Raw genomic sequence first — 19,661 nt, forward strand, 5'->3', positions numbered from 1 at the left:
GTCGATTGCTTTGTGGCCTGATTTTGATAGGGAGGGCGAGACCCCAATGTCGCCCGGAGAACCAGATCCCCATGACGCCAGGAATTCGACCGCTCGTTGCCGGCAACTGGAAAATGAACGGCACCAGCGCTTCGCTGAACGAGCTCAGGATGATCGGCAACGGCTTCATGAGCGGGCTCGACGCAGAGACCGAAGCATTGGTCTGCGTGCCGGCGACCTTGCTGTCGCGCGCCGTCGAAATCCTGTCGCGCACGCCGGTGCGGGCCGGTGGCGAGGACTGCCACATCAAGGAAAGCGGCGCCTTCACCGGCTGCGTCTCAGCCGAGATGCTGAAGGATGCGGGCGCCAGCCACGTCATTGTCGGCCATTCCGAGTGCCGCGAACAGCGCAGCGAGGACGATGCCATCGTCCTCGCCAAGGCCTCGGCGGCGTGGCGGGCAGGGCTCGTCGCCATCATCTGCATCGGCGAGACCAAGGCCGAGCGCGAAGCGGGCACAGCACTCGACGTGTTATCGCGCCAGGTCGCCGGCTCGGTGCCACCGAGCGCAACGCCCGCCAACACCGTTATCGCCTACGAGCCGGTATGGGCTATCGGCACCGGCCTGACGCCGACCGCCGAAGACGTGGCGGAGGCGCACGCGCATATCCGCCAAAAACTGGCGGAAGCGCTCGGCGCAGCCGTGGCCGGCAAGATGCGCATCCTCTATGGCGGCTCGGTCAAGGCGTCCAACGCTGTCGAACTGCTGGGCGTCAAAAACGTCGATGGCGCGCTGGTTGGCGGCGCCAGCCTGAAGGCGTCCGACTTTCTCGCCATCGCCGAGGCATACCAGAATATCTCGTAGGCCCCGGAATTTCGTTGCCGACCAGTTCGGTCATAGACTTATGAACGCAGCAGTTCGGCGGAAATCGTTGCAAAGGGCGCATTGCTTCCCATATCCCGGCCACGGGCTTGGAAATGCCGTTAAAGCATTGTATGGAGCCGCCTCCAAATCACCGGCCCTGATCGCCAGGGAGCGGCAGGGCTTGCCAGGATAAAATATGGAAACCGTACTGATCGTCATCCACCTCATGGTCGTGCTCGCCCTTGTCGGCGTGGTGCTGCTGCAACGCTCCGAAGGCGGTGGTCTCGGCATTGGCGGCGGTTCCGGTTTCATGACCGCGCGTGGCGCCGCCAATGCGCTGACGCGGGCGACGGCGATCCTGGCCGCGGCCTTCTTCGTGACGTCGCTGACACTCTCGATCGTTGCCCGCTATGGCGAAAAACCGATCGACATTCTCGACCGCGTGCCGGCCGACAGCGGCAACGGCGTGCTCAATCAGTTGCCCGGCACGACGGCGCCGACGCCGCCTTCGGGCAACACCGCACCGGCCGCGCCCGCGGCCAACGGCGCCGCCACCACGCCGCCCGCCACCACGGCCCCGGCGACGGCTCCATCTCCGGCGACGCCACCTGCAACCGATTCGGCTACGCCGCCGGCTACCAATGGCGTTACCTTGCCGGTGACACCGCAGGTTCCGAACCAGTAGTCGGTAGCGTCAGATGCCGCGATCTGTTGTTGTTTCAACACAGTCGCGGCAAATGGCACACGATCACGAAGATTCGACCGCACCCCGTGCTTGAGGCCCGTACGCCACTTCGATTATAGATTGCCGGCGGCACTTTCTGCGCCCTTGGGGGGCGCCGGGCGACGCCGTGGGCAACAAGCATTGAACGATCGGATCTTCGCCATGCAGCTTCGCAGCTTCATTTTCATGGGGTTTTGTGCCGTATTCGGCATGAGCTCCGCGGTCTTCGCCGGCACTCCGGCAATGACCTCACCGCAGGCGGTTGGCAAAACCGCTGTCATCAACGTCGCCGCCAAGAGCGATGCGACGCAGCTGAAGCTTCTCAAGAAGAAGAAAAACCCGAGCCCGGATGATCTGGCTCAGATCAGCAAGCTCGAAGACAAGATCGCCGCCGACAGGGATCTCGCCCGCGTCAAGGCGCTCGAGGCCCGCAAGCTGGCGATGCGCGATGCGGCGAAAGCCAGGGCCGATGCCCAGCGCCAGGCGTTCCTGGCAAGCAAGGGCAAGCCGGTCGTGGTTGCCGACGCCAAGCCAGGCAAGAAGACCACCAAGATCATCGCTCCGGTTGACCCGATCGCGCCGATCGAGCCGATCGAATCGGCTGAACCGCTTCCGGCCGAAGCGATGAATATCGCGCTGACCGGCAACAATGGCGAATTGCGCAGCGAGGCCCCGGGCCAGAAGCCGACGAGCGGCGGACTGTTCGCCGGCCTGTTCGGCGGCACGTCCTCTGCCTCGTCGATTGCCTATCTCCCCGAAACGCGCGCGCTCGACCAGGCTCTCGCCAAGCGGCAAGCCAAGAAGCAGTTCAAGGTGAAGCCGGAATTCGTGCCGCAGGACGTCGAATTCAGCGGCTATGAGCCGGGTACGATCGTCATCGATACCAGCGCGCGCCGCCTCTACCTCGTCGAATCGGCTTTCACCGCCCGCCGCTATGCGATCGCGGTCGGCCGCGAAGGCCTGCAGTTCAAGGGCAAGGTTGCCGTTGGCGACAAGCAGGAATGGCCGCGCTGGATCCCGACGCTCGACATGCAGAAGCGCGAACCCAAGCATTATGGCCAGTACAAGGACGGCATGCCCGGCGGCGGCCAGAACCCGCTCGGCGCCCGCGCCATCTATCTCTACGACGGCAAGAAGGACACGCATCTGCGCATCCACGGCACCATCGCGCCGCAGTCGATCGGAACCAGCGCCTCCAATGGCTGCTTCCGCATGATCAACGAGCACGTCATGGACCTCTACAGCCGCGTCAGGGTCGGCACCAAGGTCGTCATCATCTGACGCTTTCACAAACCTGCCGAAAGGGCCGGCTTTTGCCGGCCCTTTTGTTTTGACCAAAACACCAGTCTCGAACCTCGGGACTATCGCGCCTTCTCTGGAAAAAGCCTCAGCGGCGGTTTTTTCTCTGGCGGAATCAATTCGGCCGCGTTAAGCGATGACTCCCATGGCGCGATATGTATTCATCACAGGCGGCGTGGTTTCCTCACTTGGAAAAGGCATCGCTGCAGCGGCCCTTGGGGCTCTCTTGCAGGCGCGAGGCTATCGCGCACGCATCAAAAAGCTCGATCCCTATCTCAATGTCGATCCCGGAACGATGTCGCCTTACCAGCATGGCGAGGTTTTCGTCACCGATGACGGCGCCGAGACCGATCTCGATCTTGGCCATTACGAGCGCTTCACCGGCCGCTCGGCCAACCAGCAGGACAACATCACCACCGGCCGCATCTACAAGAACATCATCGAGCGCGAACGCCGCGGCGACTATCTCGGCGCCACCGTGCAGGTTATTCCGCATGTCACCGACGAGATCAAGAATTTCGTGCTCGACGGCAATGACGACTATGATTTCGTGCTGTGCGAGATCGGCGGTACGGTCGGCGATATCGAGGCGATGCCGTTTCTCGAGGCTATCCGCCAGCTCGGCAACGATCTGCCGCGCAACAACGCCGTCTATGTCCACCTGACCTTGATGCCTTACATCCCGACGGCCGGCGAGTTGAAGACCAAGCCGACCCAGCATTCGGTCAAGGAACTGCGCGGCATCGGCATCGCGCCCGATATCCTGCTGGTCCGCGCCGACCGCGCCATCCCCAAGGAAGAGCGCAGAAAACTGTCGCTGTTCTGCAATGTGCGCGAAAGTGCCGTCATCCAGGCGCTCGACGTGCCCCACATCTATGACGTGCCGATGGCTTACCACAAGGAAGGGCTCGATTCGGAAGTGCTGGCCGCCTTCGGTATCGATCCGGCGCCGAAGCCGCGCATGGAGCCCTGGCAGGCCGTGTCCAACCACATCCACAATCCGGAAGGCGAGGTGACGATTGCCATTGTCGGCAAATACACCGGCCTCAAGGATGCCTACAAATCGCTGATCGAGGCTTTGTCGCATGGCGGCATGGCCAACCGCGTCAAGGTCAAGCTCGACTGGATCGAGAGCGAGATTTTCGAGAAGGAAGACCCCACGCCGTGGCTGGAAAAGGTGCACGGCATCCTGGTGCCCGGCGGCTTCGGCGAGCGCGGCTCGGAAGGCAAGATCCTGGCGGCGAAATTCGCCCGCGAGCGCAAGGTGCCGTATTTCGGCATCTGCTTCGGCATGCAGATGGCCTGCATCGAGGCGGCGCGCTCGCTGGCCGGCGTCGAACACGCCTCGTCGACCGAATTCGGTCCGACCGACGAGCCGGTCGTCGGCCTGATGACCGAATGGCTGAAAGGCAACATGCTGGAGAAGCGCCGCGAAACGGGCGATCTCGGCGGCACCATGCGGCTTGGCGCCTATCAGGCTGAACTCGCCAAGGGTTCGAAGATCGCCGACATCTATGGCGACACCCAGATTTCCGAGCGCCATCGCCACCGCTACGAGGTCAATATCGACTACAAGGAGCGGCTGGAAGATTGCGGCCTGGTGTTTGCCGGCATGTCGCCCGACGGCGTGCTGCCGGAAACGGTCGAATACCCCGACCATCCCTGGTTCATCGGCGTCCAGTACCATCCGGAGCTGAAGAGCCGGCCGCTTGAGCCGCATCCCCTGTTCGCCAGCTTCATCTCGGCCGCGGTGGACCAGTCGCGACTGGTCTAGGGCCACGGTGAGGTTTCGCAGCTGATGCAGACCTATGTTGCGCTGCTCTACAGCATTATCCTCGGCGAAGGCCGCCGGGTCGTCATGGCCGACCTCAAGGCGATGGCTGAACAGCTTGGGCTGAAGAACCCGCGCACCCTGGTGGCGACCGGCAATCTGGTCTTCGAGACACGGGCGACCGGCATCGCCAAGCTGGAACAGCGGCTGGAAACGGCCTTCGAAAAAACCTTCGGCCGCAACGTCGTCATCATCGTGCGCACTGCCGAGGATTGGCTGAAACTTGCCGCCGGCAACCCATTCCCGGCCGACTCTGCCGAGGCAGGCGATCAGGTGGCTGTGCGGGTGATGCGCAAGCCAGCGCCGGCGGATGGTGTGGCCGCGCTCCAGGCCTATGCCGCCGAGGACGAGAAGGTGGCTTCGGTCGATGGCGACATCTGGGTCGTCTTTTCGCGCCAGCGGCCAAGCTCGCGGCTGCTCGCTGCCATGAACCACAAGCGCATGGGCATTGGCACCGCACGCAACTGGAACACGGTGCGGAGGTTGGCTGAGATGGTGGAGTAGGGAGTAGGGAGTAGGGAGTAGGGAGTAGGGAGTAGGGAGTAGGGGTATTATTCCCTACTGACTACTGACTACTGACTACTCCCTATCCCTCAATTTCACGCCTTCGCCGTCCTGGCCCCTGCGCCAAGGGCGGCGGTGCGAAGGACGTAGTAGATGACCCCTGCAATGCCGACGCCGAAAAACCAGCCATAAACGCCCCACCATGCCGGCAGCAAATTGGTGAAGTTCGGCAGGACCGAGGAGAAGATGGCGCCGATGCCGGCGGCTATGAAGGCGTTGATGTGCCAGCCGCCCTGGAAGCGGAACTCGCCATCTTCGCGGTACAGTGCCTCGACGTCGACCTCGCCCTTCCGGATCAGATAGTAGTCGACCATCATCACCCCGAAGATCGGCCCCATCGTCGCGCCGATGACGTTGACGAAAGATGCGGCACTGCCTTCCCACGGCGCGAAGGGATAGAGCACCAGCGCGATTACGGCCGCGATATAGCCGCCCTTCTTGAAGTCGATCTGCCGCGGAAAGACGTTGGAGAAGTCGAAGGCCGGCGAGACGAAGTTTGCCACCACATTGATGCCGAGCGTCGCCACGGCAAAGGTCAGGGCTGCAAGCGCTGCCAGGAACCAGCTGTCGAATTTCGCCGAGATCTGGTCGGGATGCAGAAGCACTTCGCCATACACGTCGAAGGCAGCGATGGTGGTCACGCCGGCGACCAGCGAGAACAGGATGAGATTGATCGGCAGGCCCCAGATGTTGCCCTTGCGCAGCGATGCCTTGTCTGGGGCATAGCGGGCGAAATCGCAGAAATTGAGATAGAGCGCCGAGAAATAGGTGACCCAGATCGCCGCCACCGCAAACAGCGACGTCCAGGAGCCAGGGGTTCCGGGTACGCCGGCATCCTTTGTCTTGTCGAGCAGCACATCCATCGGGATGTCGCTGGTAAAGGCAAATCTCCCGGATTTTACACAGAGATAGATCGCCAGGATCAACATCATCACCCACACCGCCGGGCCGGCCCAATCCTGGAAGCGGCGCACCGTTTCCATGCCGTTCTGGATGATCAGCAATTGCAGTGCCCAGATGACCACAAAACAGATCACTTCCAGACCCGTATGGCCGAGGAAATGCGTGTTGGCGTTGAAATCGGCGAACCATTGCGAGCGGATCAGCAACGCCACGATCGCGCCCGATGCCGCCGCCGTCTGCGCGCCGTACCAGAAGCAGGCGACGATGGCGCGCACCAGGGCCGGAATGTTGGCGCCCCAGATGCCGAAGGAGGCGCGCGCCAGCACGGGGTATGGCACGCCGGTCTTCACGCCGGCATAGCCGACCATGTTCATCAGCGCGTAGATGATCAGCGAACCGATGCCGATGGCGATGATGAAATTGACGAAGCCGCCGCAAAACAGGAACAGGCTTGCGGCGAGATAATAGCCCCAGAGGCTGTGGACGTCCGACGTCCAGACGTTGAAGATCGAGAACGGCCCCCAGTTTCGGACTTTGGCCGGAGCCAGATCCTCATTGTATAGATCAGGTGATGCGCCTTGTATGGTCACTGCGATGTCCTCCCCTTGATGCCGCACGCGCCCTCACGCGCCGACTGCGCAGGTTATGCCTGACGCAGGGGAACCGGCAAGCAATCCATTTGCCGGCTTTGGCCTTAAAGATATTCAATGAGAACAGCGCTTATCGATCGGCTTTTGGCGAAGGTCGGCGCAAACGCGGCGATCTTGATTCGATCCGCAGGCGGCAGCGATCAGGACGCTTTGCGGTTGAGGGCCGGTGATGCGTCGAAATTGGCGGCAAGCCAAGCTATCGCGCAGGTGACATCATCGAGCCTGTATTGGGCCACTGTCGGCCCACGCGGCTTGACCCGGATCGAGATGCCGCCGGCCTCGTTAATCGCCTCGAAACCGTTTTCGTCGGCGGTGTCGTCGCCGAGAAAGACCGGCCGCCGTCCGGCAAAGGGCGGGATTGCCATGAAACGCCGCACGGCAGCGCCCTTGGCCGCTTCGAGCGGCATGAGTTCGACGCCGGCGTTGCCCGGGATAACCCGATAGCCCTTGGGAAGCTCGGTCAATGCCTGTTCTACAAGATGCGTTGCCCTGGCCAGCAGATGCGGCGCCGCACGCGTATGGATGGCGAGGATCGGACCCTTGCGCTCGATATGAACAAGGCCGTCATCCAGTTCGGCCTCGATGGCGTCGGCAAGGGCAGCGATATCGGCGGGAGCATCCGCGGTAACGACCGGGCCGTCCGGCGTCAGCCGGTGTTCCAGCCCATAGAGACCGGCAACACGCAGCTTCAACGGATAAAACAGGCGGTCGGCGCCCTCGACCGAGCGGCCGGTGATAAAGGCGACGGCGCCGTCCAGCCGTTTGTCGACGGCGCCTAGGAGGTTGCGCAGTTCGTCGCTCACGGACACGGCGTCGGGGTGCGCGGCGTGCTCCAGCAACGTGCCGTCGATGTCGAGGAAAAGCGCCCATTGTCCTTCCGGCAGGTCGGGTGCGGTTGGCAGGCCCGGTGCTTTCGACAGGCTATTCATGACGCCACCTTCCGCATGCGGTCGAACAGTGAGACGATGTTGGTGTCGGTGTTTGCGGGCCGCTCGGCGACACTTGTCGCTCTTTCGAGGTCGCCGCGTTTGCGCAGGCGTGCGGCATCGAGAAGCATGCTGCCGGCCCAGCGAAAGACATTGTTGTCGCGCACTATTTCGCGCATCGGGCGCATGCGCTCGCGTTGTTCGTCCGTTGACATGGTCAGCGCCTGCAGCAACACCTGGCTCATCATCGCCGCGTCGTAAGGATTGACGATCAGTGCTTCCAGCAGTTCGCGCGACGCGCCGGCAAACGTGCTGAGCAACAGCACGCCCTGTTCGTCGTCACGCGCGGCGACGAATTCCTTGGCTACGAGGTTCATGCCGTCATGCAGGCTGGTGACCATGCAGATGTCGGCGGCGCGATAGATCTCATAGACCTGTTGCTGCGAATGGTGCTCAGCCACCATGACCACGGGCTTGTACCCGTCATGACCGTAGCGCTGGTTGAGTTCGTTGGCATAGCGCATGCATTCATCGTGCAGTTGCTGGTAGGCCGGCAGCGTGCCGCGGCTTGGGGCAGCAATCTGCAGGAACACTACCTTGCCGATCCACTCGGGGTGGCGCGTAAACAATTCGTCCAGCGCATGGAAGCGGTCGAGGATGCCCTTGGTGTAGTCCAGGCGCTCGACGCCGACGCACAGCTTGACGTCCGCCGACAGGCCGAACCGCTCACGCAGGCGGGCGCGGCTTTCCTCGACCGGTGGCAGTTTGGCCAGGAGTTCGGCCGGCCATTCGATGGAGATGGGATAGGCGTGCACCAGTGTCGTCCGCCCGCCATACGAGATCGCGGCGTCGGCGCGCTCGATCCGGCTTTCCAGGAACCTGTCTACGCTTTCAGTGAAATTATTGGCATGAAACTGGGTGTGAAAGCCGATGATCGAGCTCCCGAGCAGTCCATCAAGAACGCGTTCGCGCCATGGGCAGATGCTGAACACTTCGGAGTTCGGCCACGGGATGTGCCAGAAGGTGATGATGATCGCCTCCGGCAGGCGCTCGCGGATCATGCGCGGCAGGAGCGCGAAATGGTAATCCTGAACCAGCACGATCGGCCGCTCATTGCGCGCCTCGGCAACCACCATATCGGCGAATTTGCGGTTGACGGCCTCATAGGCCTCCCAGTCCGAGGCACGGAAGACCGGCCGGGTGAAGGCGATATGGCAGAGCGGCCAAAGCCCTTCATTGGCAAAGCCGAGATAGTAGCCCTGATATTCGTCGTCGCTCAGCCACACGCGGCGCAGCGTATAGGACGGATTGTCCGGCGGCACCTGAACCCGATCGTTGCTATCGACCGTCAGACGATCCGCCGTTCCGCCGCCATAGGCGATCCAGGTGCCGCTGCAGGCGCGGGTGATAGGCTCAAGCGCCGACACCAGACCGCTGGCCGGCACCAGAAGCTCGACGCCGTCGTCCTTGATGTTGTGGATATAGGGTTCTCGGTTCGAGACGACGATGACCTGCGCGTCCGGCAGGTCGTCGGCAAGTATCTTGCGCAAGGTGTCGGGCGACCAGTTCACCAGCGCCGCGTCGGGAGATTGTCCATTCTTCTCGAACTCCCGCAAGACCTTGCGCGTCGCTTCCGATGCGACGTCCTCGCCGGCAGTCGGTGCAACCGTCAAGCTATGGCTACGACGTTGCCTGGAGATCGATAACAGAACGGCTAGAATCGAAAGGCCAAGGCTTGCAAGGATCAAGACCCAGAGCAGGGCCATGCCATAATCAGTCATTCCAATTCCAACTCAATTTTGGCCGTCAGGGCCTTTTTCTTCATGGTTCGATTTGAGTGTTCGCAGCCGACGATCGCCCGTGAGAACCTGTGTTTTTCGCAACGCACAAACCCTGGGTTCGGTTCCCGTTGAAGGCCGTTCAGATCATGTCCGCACGATCAGCGGAACCAGCCCTTCATGGCGGTCGGCGAGAAAGGCGACGACGCGGTCGCCGACGCGCTGGAAGGTAAGATCGACCCTCTTTTCGCCGACACCCAGATGCCTGAGCGTCAGCGTATCGATGCCGATCGGCAAACGGGGTCGAGTGACGTGGATTTCGCCGTTCCAGCCGTCGATTTCCAGACCGAGGCACGCCTGCATCAGCATGAAGGCCGAGCCTGCCGACCACGCTTGCGGCAGGCAGGCGACGGGGTAGGCGATCGGCGCTTCGCCCGGCGAGCGGGTGAAACCGCAGAACAGTTCCGGCAGCCGCATGTTGAAGTGCACGGCGGATTCGAACGTGCCGCTCATCAGCCGCACCACGCTGTCACGCTCGCCGAACCGCGCCAGGCCGGCGCCGCACATCGCCGTGTCATGCGGCCAGATGGAACCATTGTGGTAAGACATCGGGTTGAACAGCACAGCATCGTCGGAAAGCGTTCGCACCCCCCAGCCGGAGTGGAAGGAGGCCGAAAGCAACTGGTCGGCGACCATCTTAGCCCGCGCCGGTTCGGGCAGGCCGACATAGAGCAGGTGTCCGGCATTCGACGTGCGCACCTTGCACGGCTCTCCGGCGCCGTCGATCGCCAGCGCATAGAAGCCGAGATCGTCCAGCCAGAAATCACGCTCGACGGCGATCCGCATCTCTTCGGCGCGATTTTCCCAGTGCTCGGCCTGCGCGAACTCGCCCCGGCGGCGGGCGAGAGCGGCAAGGCCCCTGAAGGCTGCGAAGACATAACCCTGCACTTCGACCAGCGCGATCGGCCCCTTGGGAATGCGCCCGTCGGCGTGGAAGACGGAGTCGAAGCTGTCCTTCCAGCCCTGGTTCGCAAGGCCGGATTCGGCAGCGCGCTGATAGGTGACGAAGCCGGTTGCGCGGCTCGCCTCTTCCGTCCACTTGGCGGCGGCGCAGAGAGACGGCCACAGGCTGGCGATGAAGTCCATGTCGCCGGTGCGTTCGGCATAGGCGCAGGCGAGGTGGATGTAGAGCGGCGTGGTATCGACGCCGCCATAGTAGCGGCCGAAAGGCAGTTCCTGCAGCGCCACCATCTCGCCCTTGCGCGTCTCGTGCATGATCTTGCCGGGCTGCGAGTCGCTGAAAGGCGATGTCTCGGTCGCCTGGTGCTGGGCGAGGAAGGCAAGCACGCCGCGCGCCAGGCCGGGGTTGAGCCATAGCATCTGCAGCGCCGAGATGACGCCGTCACGGCCGAAGGCCGTCGAAAACCAGGGGATGCCGGCATAGGGGTAGGGGCCGGTCGACAACTCGGTGGTCAGCAAGGCGACATCCGCGCGGGCGCGTTCGACCCAATCGTTGAAGACGCGACCCGAACTGTGCACCGTCGCGCCATGGCGGCGCTTGGCCCGCATGCCGAAACGGGCGCGCGCCGCGGCCGCCCGGAAGCGGTCGCGGTCGGGCGTTTCGGTCAGTTCCGCGCCGACCTCGACGTAAAGCATCTTGCTGCTGCGCTTGGTCACTGCGATGAGGAAATCCGCGCGCTCGGCGCTCAACTGGTCTGGCGGCTGCGAGAACGAGATCGCCGACACCCGCGCCAGCCCGTCCAGTCCGTCATAGCGCAGCAGCACCGAGGCAGGCTCGATCTCCGCTGCATGCGCCATTCCGCGCTTCGGTCGGGTCGAACCGCGGACCTCGAACATGTCCCGGAAATCGGCGGCAAAATGCAGCGAGACGCGGATTGCCGAATGCTCCTGGCTGTAGTTGGAAAGGGTGATGCGCTCGAACAGCCGGTCCTGCCACAACAGCCTGACGCGCTCGATATGGATGGCGCCCTGCGGGATGTCGCGGCCACCGACGCTTTGCATCGGCAAATTGGTCATATTGCTGGTGAACAGCACATTGTCCTGGCTGAGGGAGGCGCCGAGCAGCGATGTCTGCCGGCCGCCGACGGTGAGCCTGAACTCCGACAGCACCCGGGTGTCGTCACGGAAGAAACCGTCGCCCGCACCCCTGATATCGCCGTAGGCATCGGCCACGGCAAAACAGTCGCCTTGCTTTAGGGCAAACAGCCGGTGCGGCTCGCGCGGCGCGGTTTCGTCCAGGGAGGCAAGGGCCACGGCAGGGTCGAGCTTGCGCTCGTCAAGTTCGGTCATCAGTCACAAATCTCTGTTTCGGGCTCGGAACGTCCGCCGTCGTTCACGACGCTTTCGATTCAGCCGGGGCGCCGATGAGACGCGCATAGGCAGTGAGATAGTCGCGCGCCATCCTGTTGGCGGAGAACCGACTTTCGAAGACGGCGCGCACCTTTCGCCGGTCGAGTTGCAGCAAGGCCGGCACCGCGGCGACCGCGGCGTCGAGAGAATCGACGACAAATCCGGTAACGCCATGGTCGATGACTTCCGGCAACGCACCGCAGTTCCAGCCGATGGTTGGCGTACCGCACGCCATCGCCTCGATCGCGGCAAGGCCGAACGGCTCGGGCCAGTCTATCGGAAACAGCAGACCAGCGGCATTGCCGAGGAATTCAGTCTTCTCACTCTCGGCGATCTCGCCGACATAGTCGATGCGGTCGCCATCGATCAACGGCTCGATCGTCTCATGGAAATAGGCGCGATCATCGTCGCCGATCTTGGCCGCCAGCTTGAGTTTCATGCCCGAGCGCAAGGCGATGTCGATGGCCCGGTCCGGCCGCTTGTCGCGCGAAAGCCGGCCGAGAAAGGCGAGGTATGGTTCGCCTGCCGCCGTCTCGAAGGTCGGCTGATAGAGACCCGTCGGCAGCCCGTGATGGATGGTGGCCAGCCAATTGGCATTCGCAAGCCCGGTCTTCTGGCTATGCGAGATCGAGATCAGCGGAAAGCGCGGAAAACGCTCATAGGCTGGCGCCAGATCGACATAATCGAGCCGGCCATGAGGCGTCGTCACCGTCTTGTCCGGCATGGTCTCGAAGAACGAGAAATGCAGGAGATGGCTGAGGTGAAAATGAATGATATCAAAGTCGTGGGCTCGGTTCCTCACATCGGCAAGCATCGCAAGATGCGCCGCCGTGTCCGATTTCAGCGGGCGCGGATCGAGGCGTAGCGCGCGTTCGCGACCTGGTATCAGTCTGGCCGACGTCCGGCTGTCGCCGCTGGCGAACAGCGTCACCTCATGGCCGAGTTCGACCAGCCCTTCGGTCAGATAGGAAACGATGCGCTCGGTGCCGCCATAGAGAAGGGGTGGCACCGATTCGTGCAAAGGGGCGACATGGGCTATGCGCATGGTTTGAACGTGTCCCTCAAGGCAATCACGAGAGCGAAATGCATCAGCCGGCCTAACGTTCCGGACAAAAGCGGGCGTCGGCAACCCAAGCCCACCAGCGCAGATTTTTTTGCAATAAGCGGAACAAACGCGCCATCCGCGAATTTAGTAGGGTTGGTTCGCGCTGCGGCCGACCAGGGAGAGAACAAAATGGACCGCTTGCATTTCTTTACGCCCGTGCGCATTGCGCGCGGGCAGGGACACCCCGTCGAGGAAGTCGATAGCGTTGCCGAAGCGATGGTCTTTTTGCAGAAATGGCCATTGGGACGGCGTGGGCCTGTGTATCAGTGCGCCGTGAATTGCTGCTCCGCGGCCCTGTCGGGCAGAATGTCGGCCGAAGCAGCCAGGAAGGCGTTTACGGGCTTTGCCCGCATCACCCGGCTGCTCGATGATGACATGGCCCTGCCGATGGGCGGCGAAAGCATGGCGGAAGTCCACGCGCTGAGGCGCTAGGCGCCGGTCCAGCCATTTGGCTATTGAACACCCGGGCTTTGGCGGCGCGGGCATCATCTTTTCCGCACCGGAGTATTCCGGCGCGGCCCTTCACCTCATGGGCCACACTGTGCTTTCATGCGGCGTTTCGCATGACCGGTGGGTGACGACCATCCACAGGCGGCCCGAACGTGGAGGGGTAGACAATGCCGAGACTGATCCTGGGAACACTCGGCGCTATCGTCATCGCCCTCATCTGGGCGGTCTTTGCCAGTTTGATGGGCGCGCCATCGATCGTGATCACGGTCGGCGCGGTCGCCATTGGGGCCGGCGTCTACACCTACGTCGACCGACGCTCGACTTGACGCGTCCCCGGTCTGCCGCGCGCTCGACCAATTGCACGCCGGTGTTTGACGCGCGCGGCAGCCGCGGCGGGCATTCTTCAAGGATGAGCTTGCTGGCCGCATAGAGAGCCAAGGCGCAGACAGGGCGCCACACGTCGGACCGGGCTCCGCGAGAACTTGGGAGAGATCGTCAAAGATCTTTCAATCCGGCCAATGTAGATCGAAACGGCGAATCTGTGGATTTCCGGTGGAACATCGTCGCCTCGAAACACTTCGGGCGTTGCACTGCCCCATCAGTGCACGTTCCCTTGTTCTGTTGGAACTGGCCGGCTGCCGAAAGGTGGCCGGCTTTTTTGTATATAAGCGGAACCTGAAATTACGGGGCTTGTTCTGCATGCGGCAGCGAGCCCCTCGCTGCTGGTCGAGGGCCGTAACCCTTGGCCGGGCCCGCATCGCTCCGCCAGTGGTGCGGGCCCACGGCCTCCGGTTTTTCCGGGCGTCTCGACTCGCTGATCCTCACCCTGGTCCGGCTAATGCATGTCACTCAAAAAAAGGCTCGGTTGTGAGACAATGACATGCACACGCGGCGCGCTTTAGCACAATCATTCACAAAGCCGTGGGTTCAACTGTTGCTACCCTTCTTGGCTGGATTGTGCGAATGATGACTGTCCTTTTCACCGCCACCCCCTGAAACTCGGCTTTTGGATCGACGGTCTTCATCCGCCGGGGGCTTGTTGATCTGTAAGGGTTTTCTGGCGTTCTCGTGCGATGCGCCTGGCCCGCCCTGCCGGATCGTGTTCGGGTGTTTCTTCGATGTGGACATGATCACCGATCCTGCTGACGGCCCTGATGAGTGGTGTTGACCTTGGTGTTGGCTTGCTGCCCTTGGCGCTCCGGATCCGGCGCTCCGTGAGTGCCGTGCTGGGCATCATCGTGGCTAATCTGTCGCCCTTCTCCTCGACCCTTCTGGCTCTGGTTCTCAGGCGGCACGGGCGGCATTTTGCTCGACATCTGCATCTCCTTGGTTGGTCTCGTGACTCCAAACCGTGATCGTGGGGGGAAGTTCCGTCTGCTTAGTCAGCACCTGTGATTTCGGTGCCGACGGAATCTGACTCCCAACGCGGATTTCAACGAACGGCAGGGCCTGCGTTGCTTGTCGAGGACAGGCAATCTCTGGGCAGGCCCGCGTCGCCCCGCCAGTGATGCGGGCCTGCAATATAAACCTCAAGACTGGGCTGCTATCGCAGTTTATTGCGAGCTTCCGGCGACTTGCGTAGCGGGCTTCAGTGGCTTTCAGGAGAGCAGCGTGTTGTATCCGGTCGATTTCGAGCGACCGAAATACAGTGCTTGACCACGTTGCTGACATGATCGGTGATGGTGTCGCGCCTGGATCGCGGCAGCAGCCTCAGGTCCGCTCTCCCTGCAGCTGATGGCAGCTAAAACGACGTCAAAAGACCTAAGTCTCTTTGATCGCCCTCGCTGCTCGCACGAGCGATGACCAGTCAGCTCCCATGGCTGCGACAAGGTCTCGAGCATCTTCGTCTGATATTCCGGTACGGTCTACGAGCTTCCGTGCCAGCAATTCGAATGCCAATTCTATGATCGTCATAGCTCAGCCCTTACGAGAGTACCCGTGACGATAGCTTGCAAATGGGTCTTCCGCATTTGCACATGTTAAGCGACCATCACGAATGTCTCAGGTACCGCAGAATGTCTGCAGGACGCGCTCATCCGGGCGTGGCGGCTCAGCATAGCGTTCCATTCCCGGCTGCTCATCGAAGGGACGGCTGACGACCGTCAAGATCTCCTCGAACGGTGTGAAGTCGCCGCCCAACGCCGCCTGGATCATCGCCTCGATGCGATGATTGCGGGGGATGAATTTGGGATTGACGGATTGCATGGCTGCCCGGCGCGTGGCCGTGTCGGCTGCTTCGCTTGCAATGCGCTGGCGCCACCGCGCCGACCAGGCATCGAATGAGCCTGGATCCTTAAACAACTGCCGCGCCGTGCCTTGGCCGTCCGCAGCGTCGAGGTCATCGCCCAGGCGCCGGAAGCCGAGCGTAAAATCCGCTTCGCCGCGAGCCAGCACATCCAGAAAGTCGGCAGCGAGCTGCAAGTCGCCTTCCGCTTCGGTCAGCAGTCCGAGTTTTCTGCGGAAGCCGCGCTGCAACACAGCCTCATAGGAGGCCTGGAACGACCTCAGCACCTCTTCCGCTTCAGACACTGCTTCATTCTCGTCCGTGCTCATGAGCGGCAGCAGGGTCTCGGCAAAGCGCGCAAGGTTCCATGTGGCGACACGAGGCTGGTTGGCATAGGCATAGCGACCGGCGCGGTCTATCGAACTGAACACCGCGCTGGGGTCGTAAGCGTCCATGAAGGCGCATGGGCCATAGTCGATCGTCTCGCCCGAGATCGACATGTTGTCGGTGTTCATGACGCCATGGATGAAGCCGACCAGCATCCAGCGCGCCACCAGGTCCGCCTGTGCGGCGACAACGGCCTCCAGCAAAGCCCGGTACGGCCGTGCTTCCCCCGCCAGCTGTGGGAAGTGACGCTGAATGGCATAGTCGGCCAGTATCTTGAGCGCCTCGGTGTCGTGGCGCGCGGCGAAATATTGGAACGTGCCGATCCTGATATGGCTTGCCGCCACCCGTGTCAGGACGGCGCCGGGCAGCCGGACCTCGCGATAGACCGGGTCGCCGGTGAGCACCGCCGCAAGGCTTCGCGTCGTCGGAATGCCGAGCGCCCCCATCGCTTCGCTGACGACATATTCGCGCAGGACAGGGCCGAGTGCGGCGCGGCCGTCGCCGTTGCGCGAGAACCGCGTTGGTCCCGATCCTTTCAGCTGGATGTCACGGCGAACGCCGTTGACGTCCACCACTTCGCCAAGCAGCAGGGCGCGCCCGTCGCCAAGCTGAGGCACGAAGTTTCCGAACTGGTGGCCCGCATAGGCCAGGGCGATTGCTTGCAACCCTTCCGGAAATCTGTTGCCGGCAAGCATCGCCACTCCATCCGGGCTGGTAAGCTGGTCGGCATCGAGCCCGAGTTCCTCCGCGAGGTGCCGGTTGAACCGGATCAGCCGCGGTTCGGACACCGGCTTCGGATCTGTTTGCGCGAAGAAGCGCTCCGGCAATTGCGCATAGCTGTTGCTCAGGGCGGGAAGCCCCGTCTGAATGACCGGGGGTTGTTCAGCAGTCGCAGGTGACGTCATGACGAGCTGTCTCTGAAGAGGAGGGGTTCAACAGATCCCGTTTCGAGGAGCCTGTGTTCATTTGTTCATATAGGGACGCAACGTCGTTGGTGCCATCCGGATCCATCAGGCCGGCACCGGATACAAGCTGGGAACCACCCGCCTCAACTATCGAGGTTCGGGCTGCCGTGGGACGACGGGCCGTGGCGGAATCCAGAGCTGACGCCCGCATCGCCACTGTCTCCGAACTGAGCACCCGGCAATCTAGTCAGTGCGGGCGGGCAATGCCGGGGCAGGGTCTGCCTTGGGTGGCAGCGGCTCTCTCGGGACCGCTCCCGGCGACGATGTTGAACCCGGTTCGACTCGTTCCTCGGCGATAAGCCGGGCGCCACGCTCATAGGTCAGGTAGCGCCAGAGCCACTGGATCGAGACCTGAACGCGGTGCTGAAAACCGACGAGCAGGTAGACATGGATGAGCGCCCAGGCAGACCAGGCGATCCAGCCTTTCAGTTTCAGCCTGCCCGATTCGAACACGGCAGCGTGGCGGCCGACAATGGCCGTGTTGCCTCGATTGCTGAAGGCAAAAGCCGGCAGCGTGTCGCCAGTATCTATCCGGCGTGCCAGTGCCATGCCGAGGTGCTCGCCCTGCTGCTTGGCGACCTGGGCAAGACCTGGCAATGGCTGGCCGTTCCCATCGAGGACCAGTGCGACGTCGCCAAGCGCGAAGACATCGGGGTGGCCGACGACCTGCAGGTCGGATTCGACCTTCACCCGACCGCCGCGGTCGAGCCCGACACCGAGCTGGGCGACCAGCGGAGAAGCCGCCACCCCAGCGGCCCAGAGCGTCAAGGCCACCGGGATCACCTGGCCGCCGACGGTGATCTGATGCGCTTCGATCGCCTCGACCCGGTTGCCGAGCGCGACCTCGACGCCCAGGCTTTCAAGGCGCATACGTGCATATCTGGAAAGCTCCGGGGCGAATCCGGCAAGCAGACGCTCGCCGGCTTCTACCAGTATGATCCTTGTCTTCTCGGGCCGGATGTTGCGGAAGTCGCGCGCCAGTGTGTGCCGGCTGAGTTCGGCGATCGAGCCCGCCAGTTCGACACCGGTCGGGCCGCCGCCGATAATGGCGATCGTCATCAGCCGGGATTGCTCGACTGGATCGGTGGTCCGTTCCGCGTGCTCGAACGATAGCAGCAGCCGTGACCGGATCGTGCGCGCGTCCTCGATGGTCTTCAAGCCGGGACAAACCCGAGCCCAGCTCTCCTGGCCGAAATAGAATGGCTGCGAACCGGTGGCCAAGACCAGGATGTCGTAGGGGACCGTGGTCCCATCGGCCAGCACCAGTATCCTGGCTTCGGTGACGATCTCGGTGACATCGCCGAAGAGGACCTGAACCGAGGGATAGCGGCCCAGGATCTTGCGGATTGGCTCGGCGATGTCAGGCGCCGACAAGGCGGCGGTTGCAACCTGATAGAGCAAGGGCTGGAACAGGTGGTGATTGTGGCGGTCGATGATCGTCACCCCGATTTCCGCCTTGCCGAGCGCCTTGGCAACCTCCAGACCGGCAAAGCCTCCGCCGACCACGACGATGCGCGGTGTCAGGCTCCGGCCGTGGCTGCTCTCGGTGGCGAACTGCATGCTTGATACTCCCCTATCCCTGTCCGGAAGTCATAGCCTGGCAGGAGTGCCTCGCTGCTGGCTGGAGCTACTGCTCATTCCGGCGGCATCGGTCCAGGCGAGGCATCCGGCAATGACAGGCGTCGTGCTGACCACAAGGGCGCCGCGCGCGTGAAGGGATACCAACCCGCGCCATGAGACGCGGTCGACCGCCCAGATGGTGCCGCTGGCGTCGACCCATTTGAGATGGGCGTCGGCGACTTCAACGGCCCGCATCATCGCCGCCGGTTCCATCCCGGCCCGAAAGACGATGATGGAATTGGCGGCACCGTTGAAGAACGGGCCGGCGCCGGCTGCCAATCCCGCGAGCAGGACGATGCTGGTAAGCGCTGCCGAAGCACCGCGTGCCGGTCCGCCGCGGTTGGGCAGCACCAGCACCAACACAAGCGGCACGATGCCGAAGATGACCAGCCACGCAATATCCCAGGCGAGCGGCAAGTCGCTGTTCATCTTGATCCGGTGCAGACCCAGCAGCCAGTGAAACACGACGGCATCGACGACATGCCAGACGCCGAACCCGGCGAAGGCGAGCCGCAGGATCTCCGTGGTGGTCCCGGGCCGCGCGCCGGCCGCCCTCGCGGCCACCAGCAGCACCGTGCCGGCGACGGCGAGCACATACATGAAAAGATGGAAGAGGCCGTCGGCCATGATCTGGAAGCGCAGGTCGGAACCCACCGGATCGGCGACGCCCGAGAGAAGATGATGCCATTGCAGGATCTGATGCAGGACGATGCCGTCGAAGAAACCGCCGAGCGCGAAGCCGAGCAGCAGCCAGCCGGCTCGCGTTCTCGGGTCGAGTGTCGCGGTGATCGCGTCCATGTCAGGACCACCGGCTCCAGGCCGGGGCGTTGAGTTGCCTGGGCACCGACATGTCCGGCGGCGTGGGGTCATGGAGACCATGACGCGCCTCGAGCCAGAAGGCGGATATCAGCCCACCAACCACCGTCGTCAGAACCAGGGTCGCAGCAATTATCGCCAGCATGGACGTCGATCCTCAGCCGCGCAGGGTCGGCCGCGCGGAACCTAACCGCGGCTTCCGTGGAA

The 19,661-nt window shown here is 62.9% G+C and carries 17 protein-coding genes; 7 read left to right on the plus strand and 10 right to left on the minus strand.

Going from position 1 to position 19,661, the window contains the following annotated elements:
* Positions 1–71 precede the first annotated feature (71 nt).
* From tpiA to NKI05_RS12545, 5 genes are all read left to right on the plus strand, one after another.
* Positions 72–842, plus strand: coding sequence for a triose-phosphate isomerase (gene tpiA, locus NKI05_RS12525; protein ID WP_023688559.1), 771 nt, complete (start codon positions 72–74; stop codon positions 840–842).
* 196 nt (positions 843–1,038) lie between these two features.
* A complete protein-coding gene (gene secG, locus NKI05_RS12530; RefSeq protein ID WP_023693455.1) occupies positions 1,039–1,527 on the plus strand; it encodes a preprotein translocase subunit SecG in 489 nt (162 codons plus the stop codon).
* A gap of 201 nt (positions 1,528–1,728) precedes the next feature.
* A complete protein-coding gene (locus tag NKI05_RS12535) occupies positions 1,729–2,847 on the plus strand; it encodes a L,D-transpeptidase (RefSeq protein ID WP_023693456.1) in 1,119 nt (372 codons plus the stop codon).
* Positions 2,848–3,001: 154 nt separating this feature from the next.
* Entirely contained in the window at positions 3,002–4,639 is a 1,638-nt protein-coding gene (gene pyrG / locus NKI05_RS12540) for a CTP synthase (RefSeq protein ID WP_352792401.1), read from the plus strand.
* A gap of 24 nt (positions 4,640–4,663) precedes the next feature.
* Positions 4,664–5,200, plus strand: a complete 537-nt coding sequence (locus tag NKI05_RS12545; RefSeq protein ID WP_352792402.1) for a DUF1697 domain-containing protein — start codon at positions 4,664–4,666, stop codon at positions 5,198–5,200.
* Positions 5,201–5,295: 95 nt separating this feature from the next.
* On the opposite strand, the gene NKI05_RS12550 is transcribed toward NKI05_RS12545, so the two are convergent.
* The 5 genes from NKI05_RS12550 to NKI05_RS12570 all read right to left on the minus strand — a co-directional run bounded on the left by NKI05_RS12550 (position 5,296) and on the right by NKI05_RS12570 (position 12,932).
* On the minus strand, positions 5,296–6,753 hold the full coding sequence (locus NKI05_RS12550; RefSeq protein ID WP_023693457.1) for an NCS1 family nucleobase:cation symporter-1: 1,458 nt from the start codon (positions 6,751–6,753) through the stop codon (positions 5,296–5,298).
* A 200-nt stretch (positions 6,754–6,953) separates the two neighbouring features.
* The gene (otsB, locus tag NKI05_RS12555) at positions 6,954–7,742 is read right to left on the minus strand and encodes a trehalose-phosphatase (protein WP_352792403.1); all 789 of its coding nucleotides are present in this window, start codon (positions 7,740–7,742) and stop codon (positions 6,954–6,956) included.
* Positions 7,739–9,520, minus strand: a complete 1,782-nt coding sequence (locus NKI05_RS12560) for an alpha,alpha-trehalose-phosphate synthase (UDP-forming) (RefSeq protein ID WP_352792404.1) — start codon at positions 9,518–9,520, stop codon at positions 7,739–7,741. Before NKI05_RS12560 ends, otsB begins: the two co-directional genes overlap by 4 nt.
* A gap of 144 nt (positions 9,521–9,664) precedes the next feature.
* Positions 9,665–11,827 (minus strand): amylo-alpha-1,6-glucosidase, encoded by a 2,163-nt coding sequence (locus tag NKI05_RS12565; RefSeq protein ID WP_023688553.1) that lies wholly within the window; start codon positions 11,825–11,827, stop codon positions 9,665–9,667.
* A gap of 43 nt (positions 11,828–11,870) precedes the next feature.
* Positions 11,871–12,932, minus strand: a complete 1,062-nt coding sequence (locus NKI05_RS12570; protein WP_023738733.1) for a glycosyltransferase family 4 protein — start codon at positions 12,930–12,932, stop codon at positions 11,871–11,873.
* A 189-nt stretch (positions 12,933–13,121) separates the two neighbouring features.
* Between NKI05_RS12570 and NKI05_RS12575 the strand changes: the two genes are divergently transcribed.
* Together NKI05_RS12575 and NKI05_RS12580 are read left to right on the plus strand one after the other, a co-directional pair.
* On the plus strand, positions 13,122–13,424 hold the full coding sequence (locus tag NKI05_RS12575; protein ID WP_023688551.1) for a DUF982 domain-containing protein: 303 nt from the start codon (positions 13,122–13,124) through the stop codon (positions 13,422–13,424).
* Between the two features lie 185 nt (positions 13,425–13,609).
* Positions 13,610–13,768, plus strand: a complete 159-nt coding sequence (locus NKI05_RS12580; protein WP_023672685.1) for a hypothetical protein — start codon at positions 13,610–13,612, stop codon at positions 13,766–13,768.
* Positions 13,769–14,369: 601 nt separating this feature from the next.
* Here NKI05_RS12580 and NKI05_RS12585 read toward each other — a convergent pair.
* The 5 genes from NKI05_RS12585 to NKI05_RS12605 all read right to left on the minus strand — a co-directional run bounded on the left by NKI05_RS12585 (position 14,370) and on the right by NKI05_RS12605 (position 19,436).
* Positions 14,370–14,570, minus strand: a complete 201-nt coding sequence (locus NKI05_RS12585; protein WP_081726098.1) for a hypothetical protein — start codon at positions 14,568–14,570, stop codon at positions 14,370–14,372.
* 2 nt (positions 14,571–14,572) lie between these two features.
* Positions 14,573–14,758, minus strand: coding sequence for a hypothetical protein (locus NKI05_RS12590; RefSeq protein ID WP_023682450.1), 186 nt, complete (start codon positions 14,756–14,758; stop codon positions 14,573–14,575).
* A gap of 685 nt (positions 14,759–15,443) precedes the next feature.
* Positions 15,444–16,958, minus strand: coding sequence for a protein adenylyltransferase SelO (locus NKI05_RS12595; protein WP_023738734.1), 1,515 nt, complete (start codon positions 16,956–16,958; stop codon positions 15,444–15,446).
* A gap of 243 nt (positions 16,959–17,201) precedes the next feature.
* A complete protein-coding gene (locus NKI05_RS12600) occupies positions 17,202–18,578 on the minus strand; it encodes an NAD(P)/FAD-dependent oxidoreductase (RefSeq protein WP_352792405.1) in 1,377 nt (458 codons plus the stop codon).
* Between the two features lie 30 nt (positions 18,579–18,608).
* Complete coding sequence (locus tag NKI05_RS12605) at positions 18,609–19,436, minus strand: DUF2243 domain-containing protein (RefSeq protein ID WP_023696175.1); 828 nt, start codon at positions 19,434–19,436, stop codon at positions 18,609–18,611.
* Positions 19,437–19,661 lie beyond the last annotated feature (225 nt).

The sequence above is a fragment of the Mesorhizobium sp. M0771 genome (assembly GCF_040320155.1).
In the GTDB taxonomy this organism is placed as follows: Bacteria; Pseudomonadota; Alphaproteobacteria; order Rhizobiales; family Rhizobiaceae; genus Mesorhizobium.

Excerpts from the sequence above, each read along its gene's own strand:
- tpiA (WP_023688559.1), top strand. The coding sequence starts at position 72 with ATGACGCCAGGAATTCGACCGCTCGTTGCCGGCAACTGGAAAATGAAC.
- secG (WP_023693455.1), top strand. The coding sequence starts at position 1,039 with ATGGAAACCGTACTGATCGTCATCCACCTCATGGTCGTGCTCGCCCTT.
- NKI05_RS12535 (WP_023693456.1), top strand. The coding sequence starts at position 1,729 with ATGCAGCTTCGCAGCTTCATTTTCATGGGGTTTTGTGCCGTATTCGGC.
- pyrG (WP_352792401.1), top strand. The coding sequence starts at position 3,002 with ATGACTCCCATGGCGCGATATGTATTCATCACAGGCGGCGTGGTTTCC.
- NKI05_RS12545 (WP_352792402.1), top strand. The coding sequence starts at position 4,664 with ATGCAGACCTATGTTGCGCTGCTCTACAGCATTATCCTCGGCGAAGGC.
- otsB (WP_352792403.1), bottom strand. The coding sequence starts at position 7,742 with ATGAATAGCCTGTCGAAAGCACCGGGCCTGCCAACCGCACCCGACCTG.
- NKI05_RS12560 (WP_352792404.1), bottom strand. The coding sequence starts at position 9,520 with ATGACTGATTATGGCATGGCCCTGCTCTGGGTCTTGATCCTTGCAAGC.
- NKI05_RS12565 (WP_023688553.1), bottom strand. The coding sequence starts at position 11,827 with ATGACCGAACTTGACGAGCGCAAGCTCGACCCTGCCGTGGCCCTTGCC.
- NKI05_RS12570 (WP_023738733.1), bottom strand. The coding sequence starts at position 12,932 with ATGCGCATAGCCCATGTCGCCCCTTTGCACGAATCGGTGCCACCCCTT.
- NKI05_RS12575 (WP_023688551.1), top strand. The coding sequence starts at position 13,122 with ATGGACCGCTTGCATTTCTTTACGCCCGTGCGCATTGCGCGCGGGCAG.
- NKI05_RS12580 (WP_023672685.1), top strand. The coding sequence starts at position 13,610 with ATGCCGAGACTGATCCTGGGAACACTCGGCGCTATCGTCATCGCCCTC.
- NKI05_RS12585 (WP_081726098.1), bottom strand. The coding sequence starts at position 14,570 with ATGTCCACATCGAAGAAACACCCGAACACGATCCGGCAGGGCGGGCCA.
- NKI05_RS12590 (WP_023682450.1), bottom strand. The coding sequence starts at position 14,758 with ATGTCGAGCAAAATGCCGCCCGTGCCGCCTGAGAACCAGAGCCAGAAG.
- NKI05_RS12595 (WP_023738734.1), bottom strand. The coding sequence starts at position 16,958 with ATGACGTCACCTGCGACTGCTGAACAACCCCCGGTCATTCAGACGGGG.
- NKI05_RS12600 (WP_352792405.1), bottom strand. The coding sequence starts at position 18,578 with ATGCAGTTCGCCACCGAGAGCAGCCACGGCCGGAGCCTGACACCGCGC.
- NKI05_RS12605 (WP_023696175.1), bottom strand. The coding sequence starts at position 19,436 with ATGGACGCGATCACCGCGACACTCGACCCGAGAACGCGAGCCGGCTGG.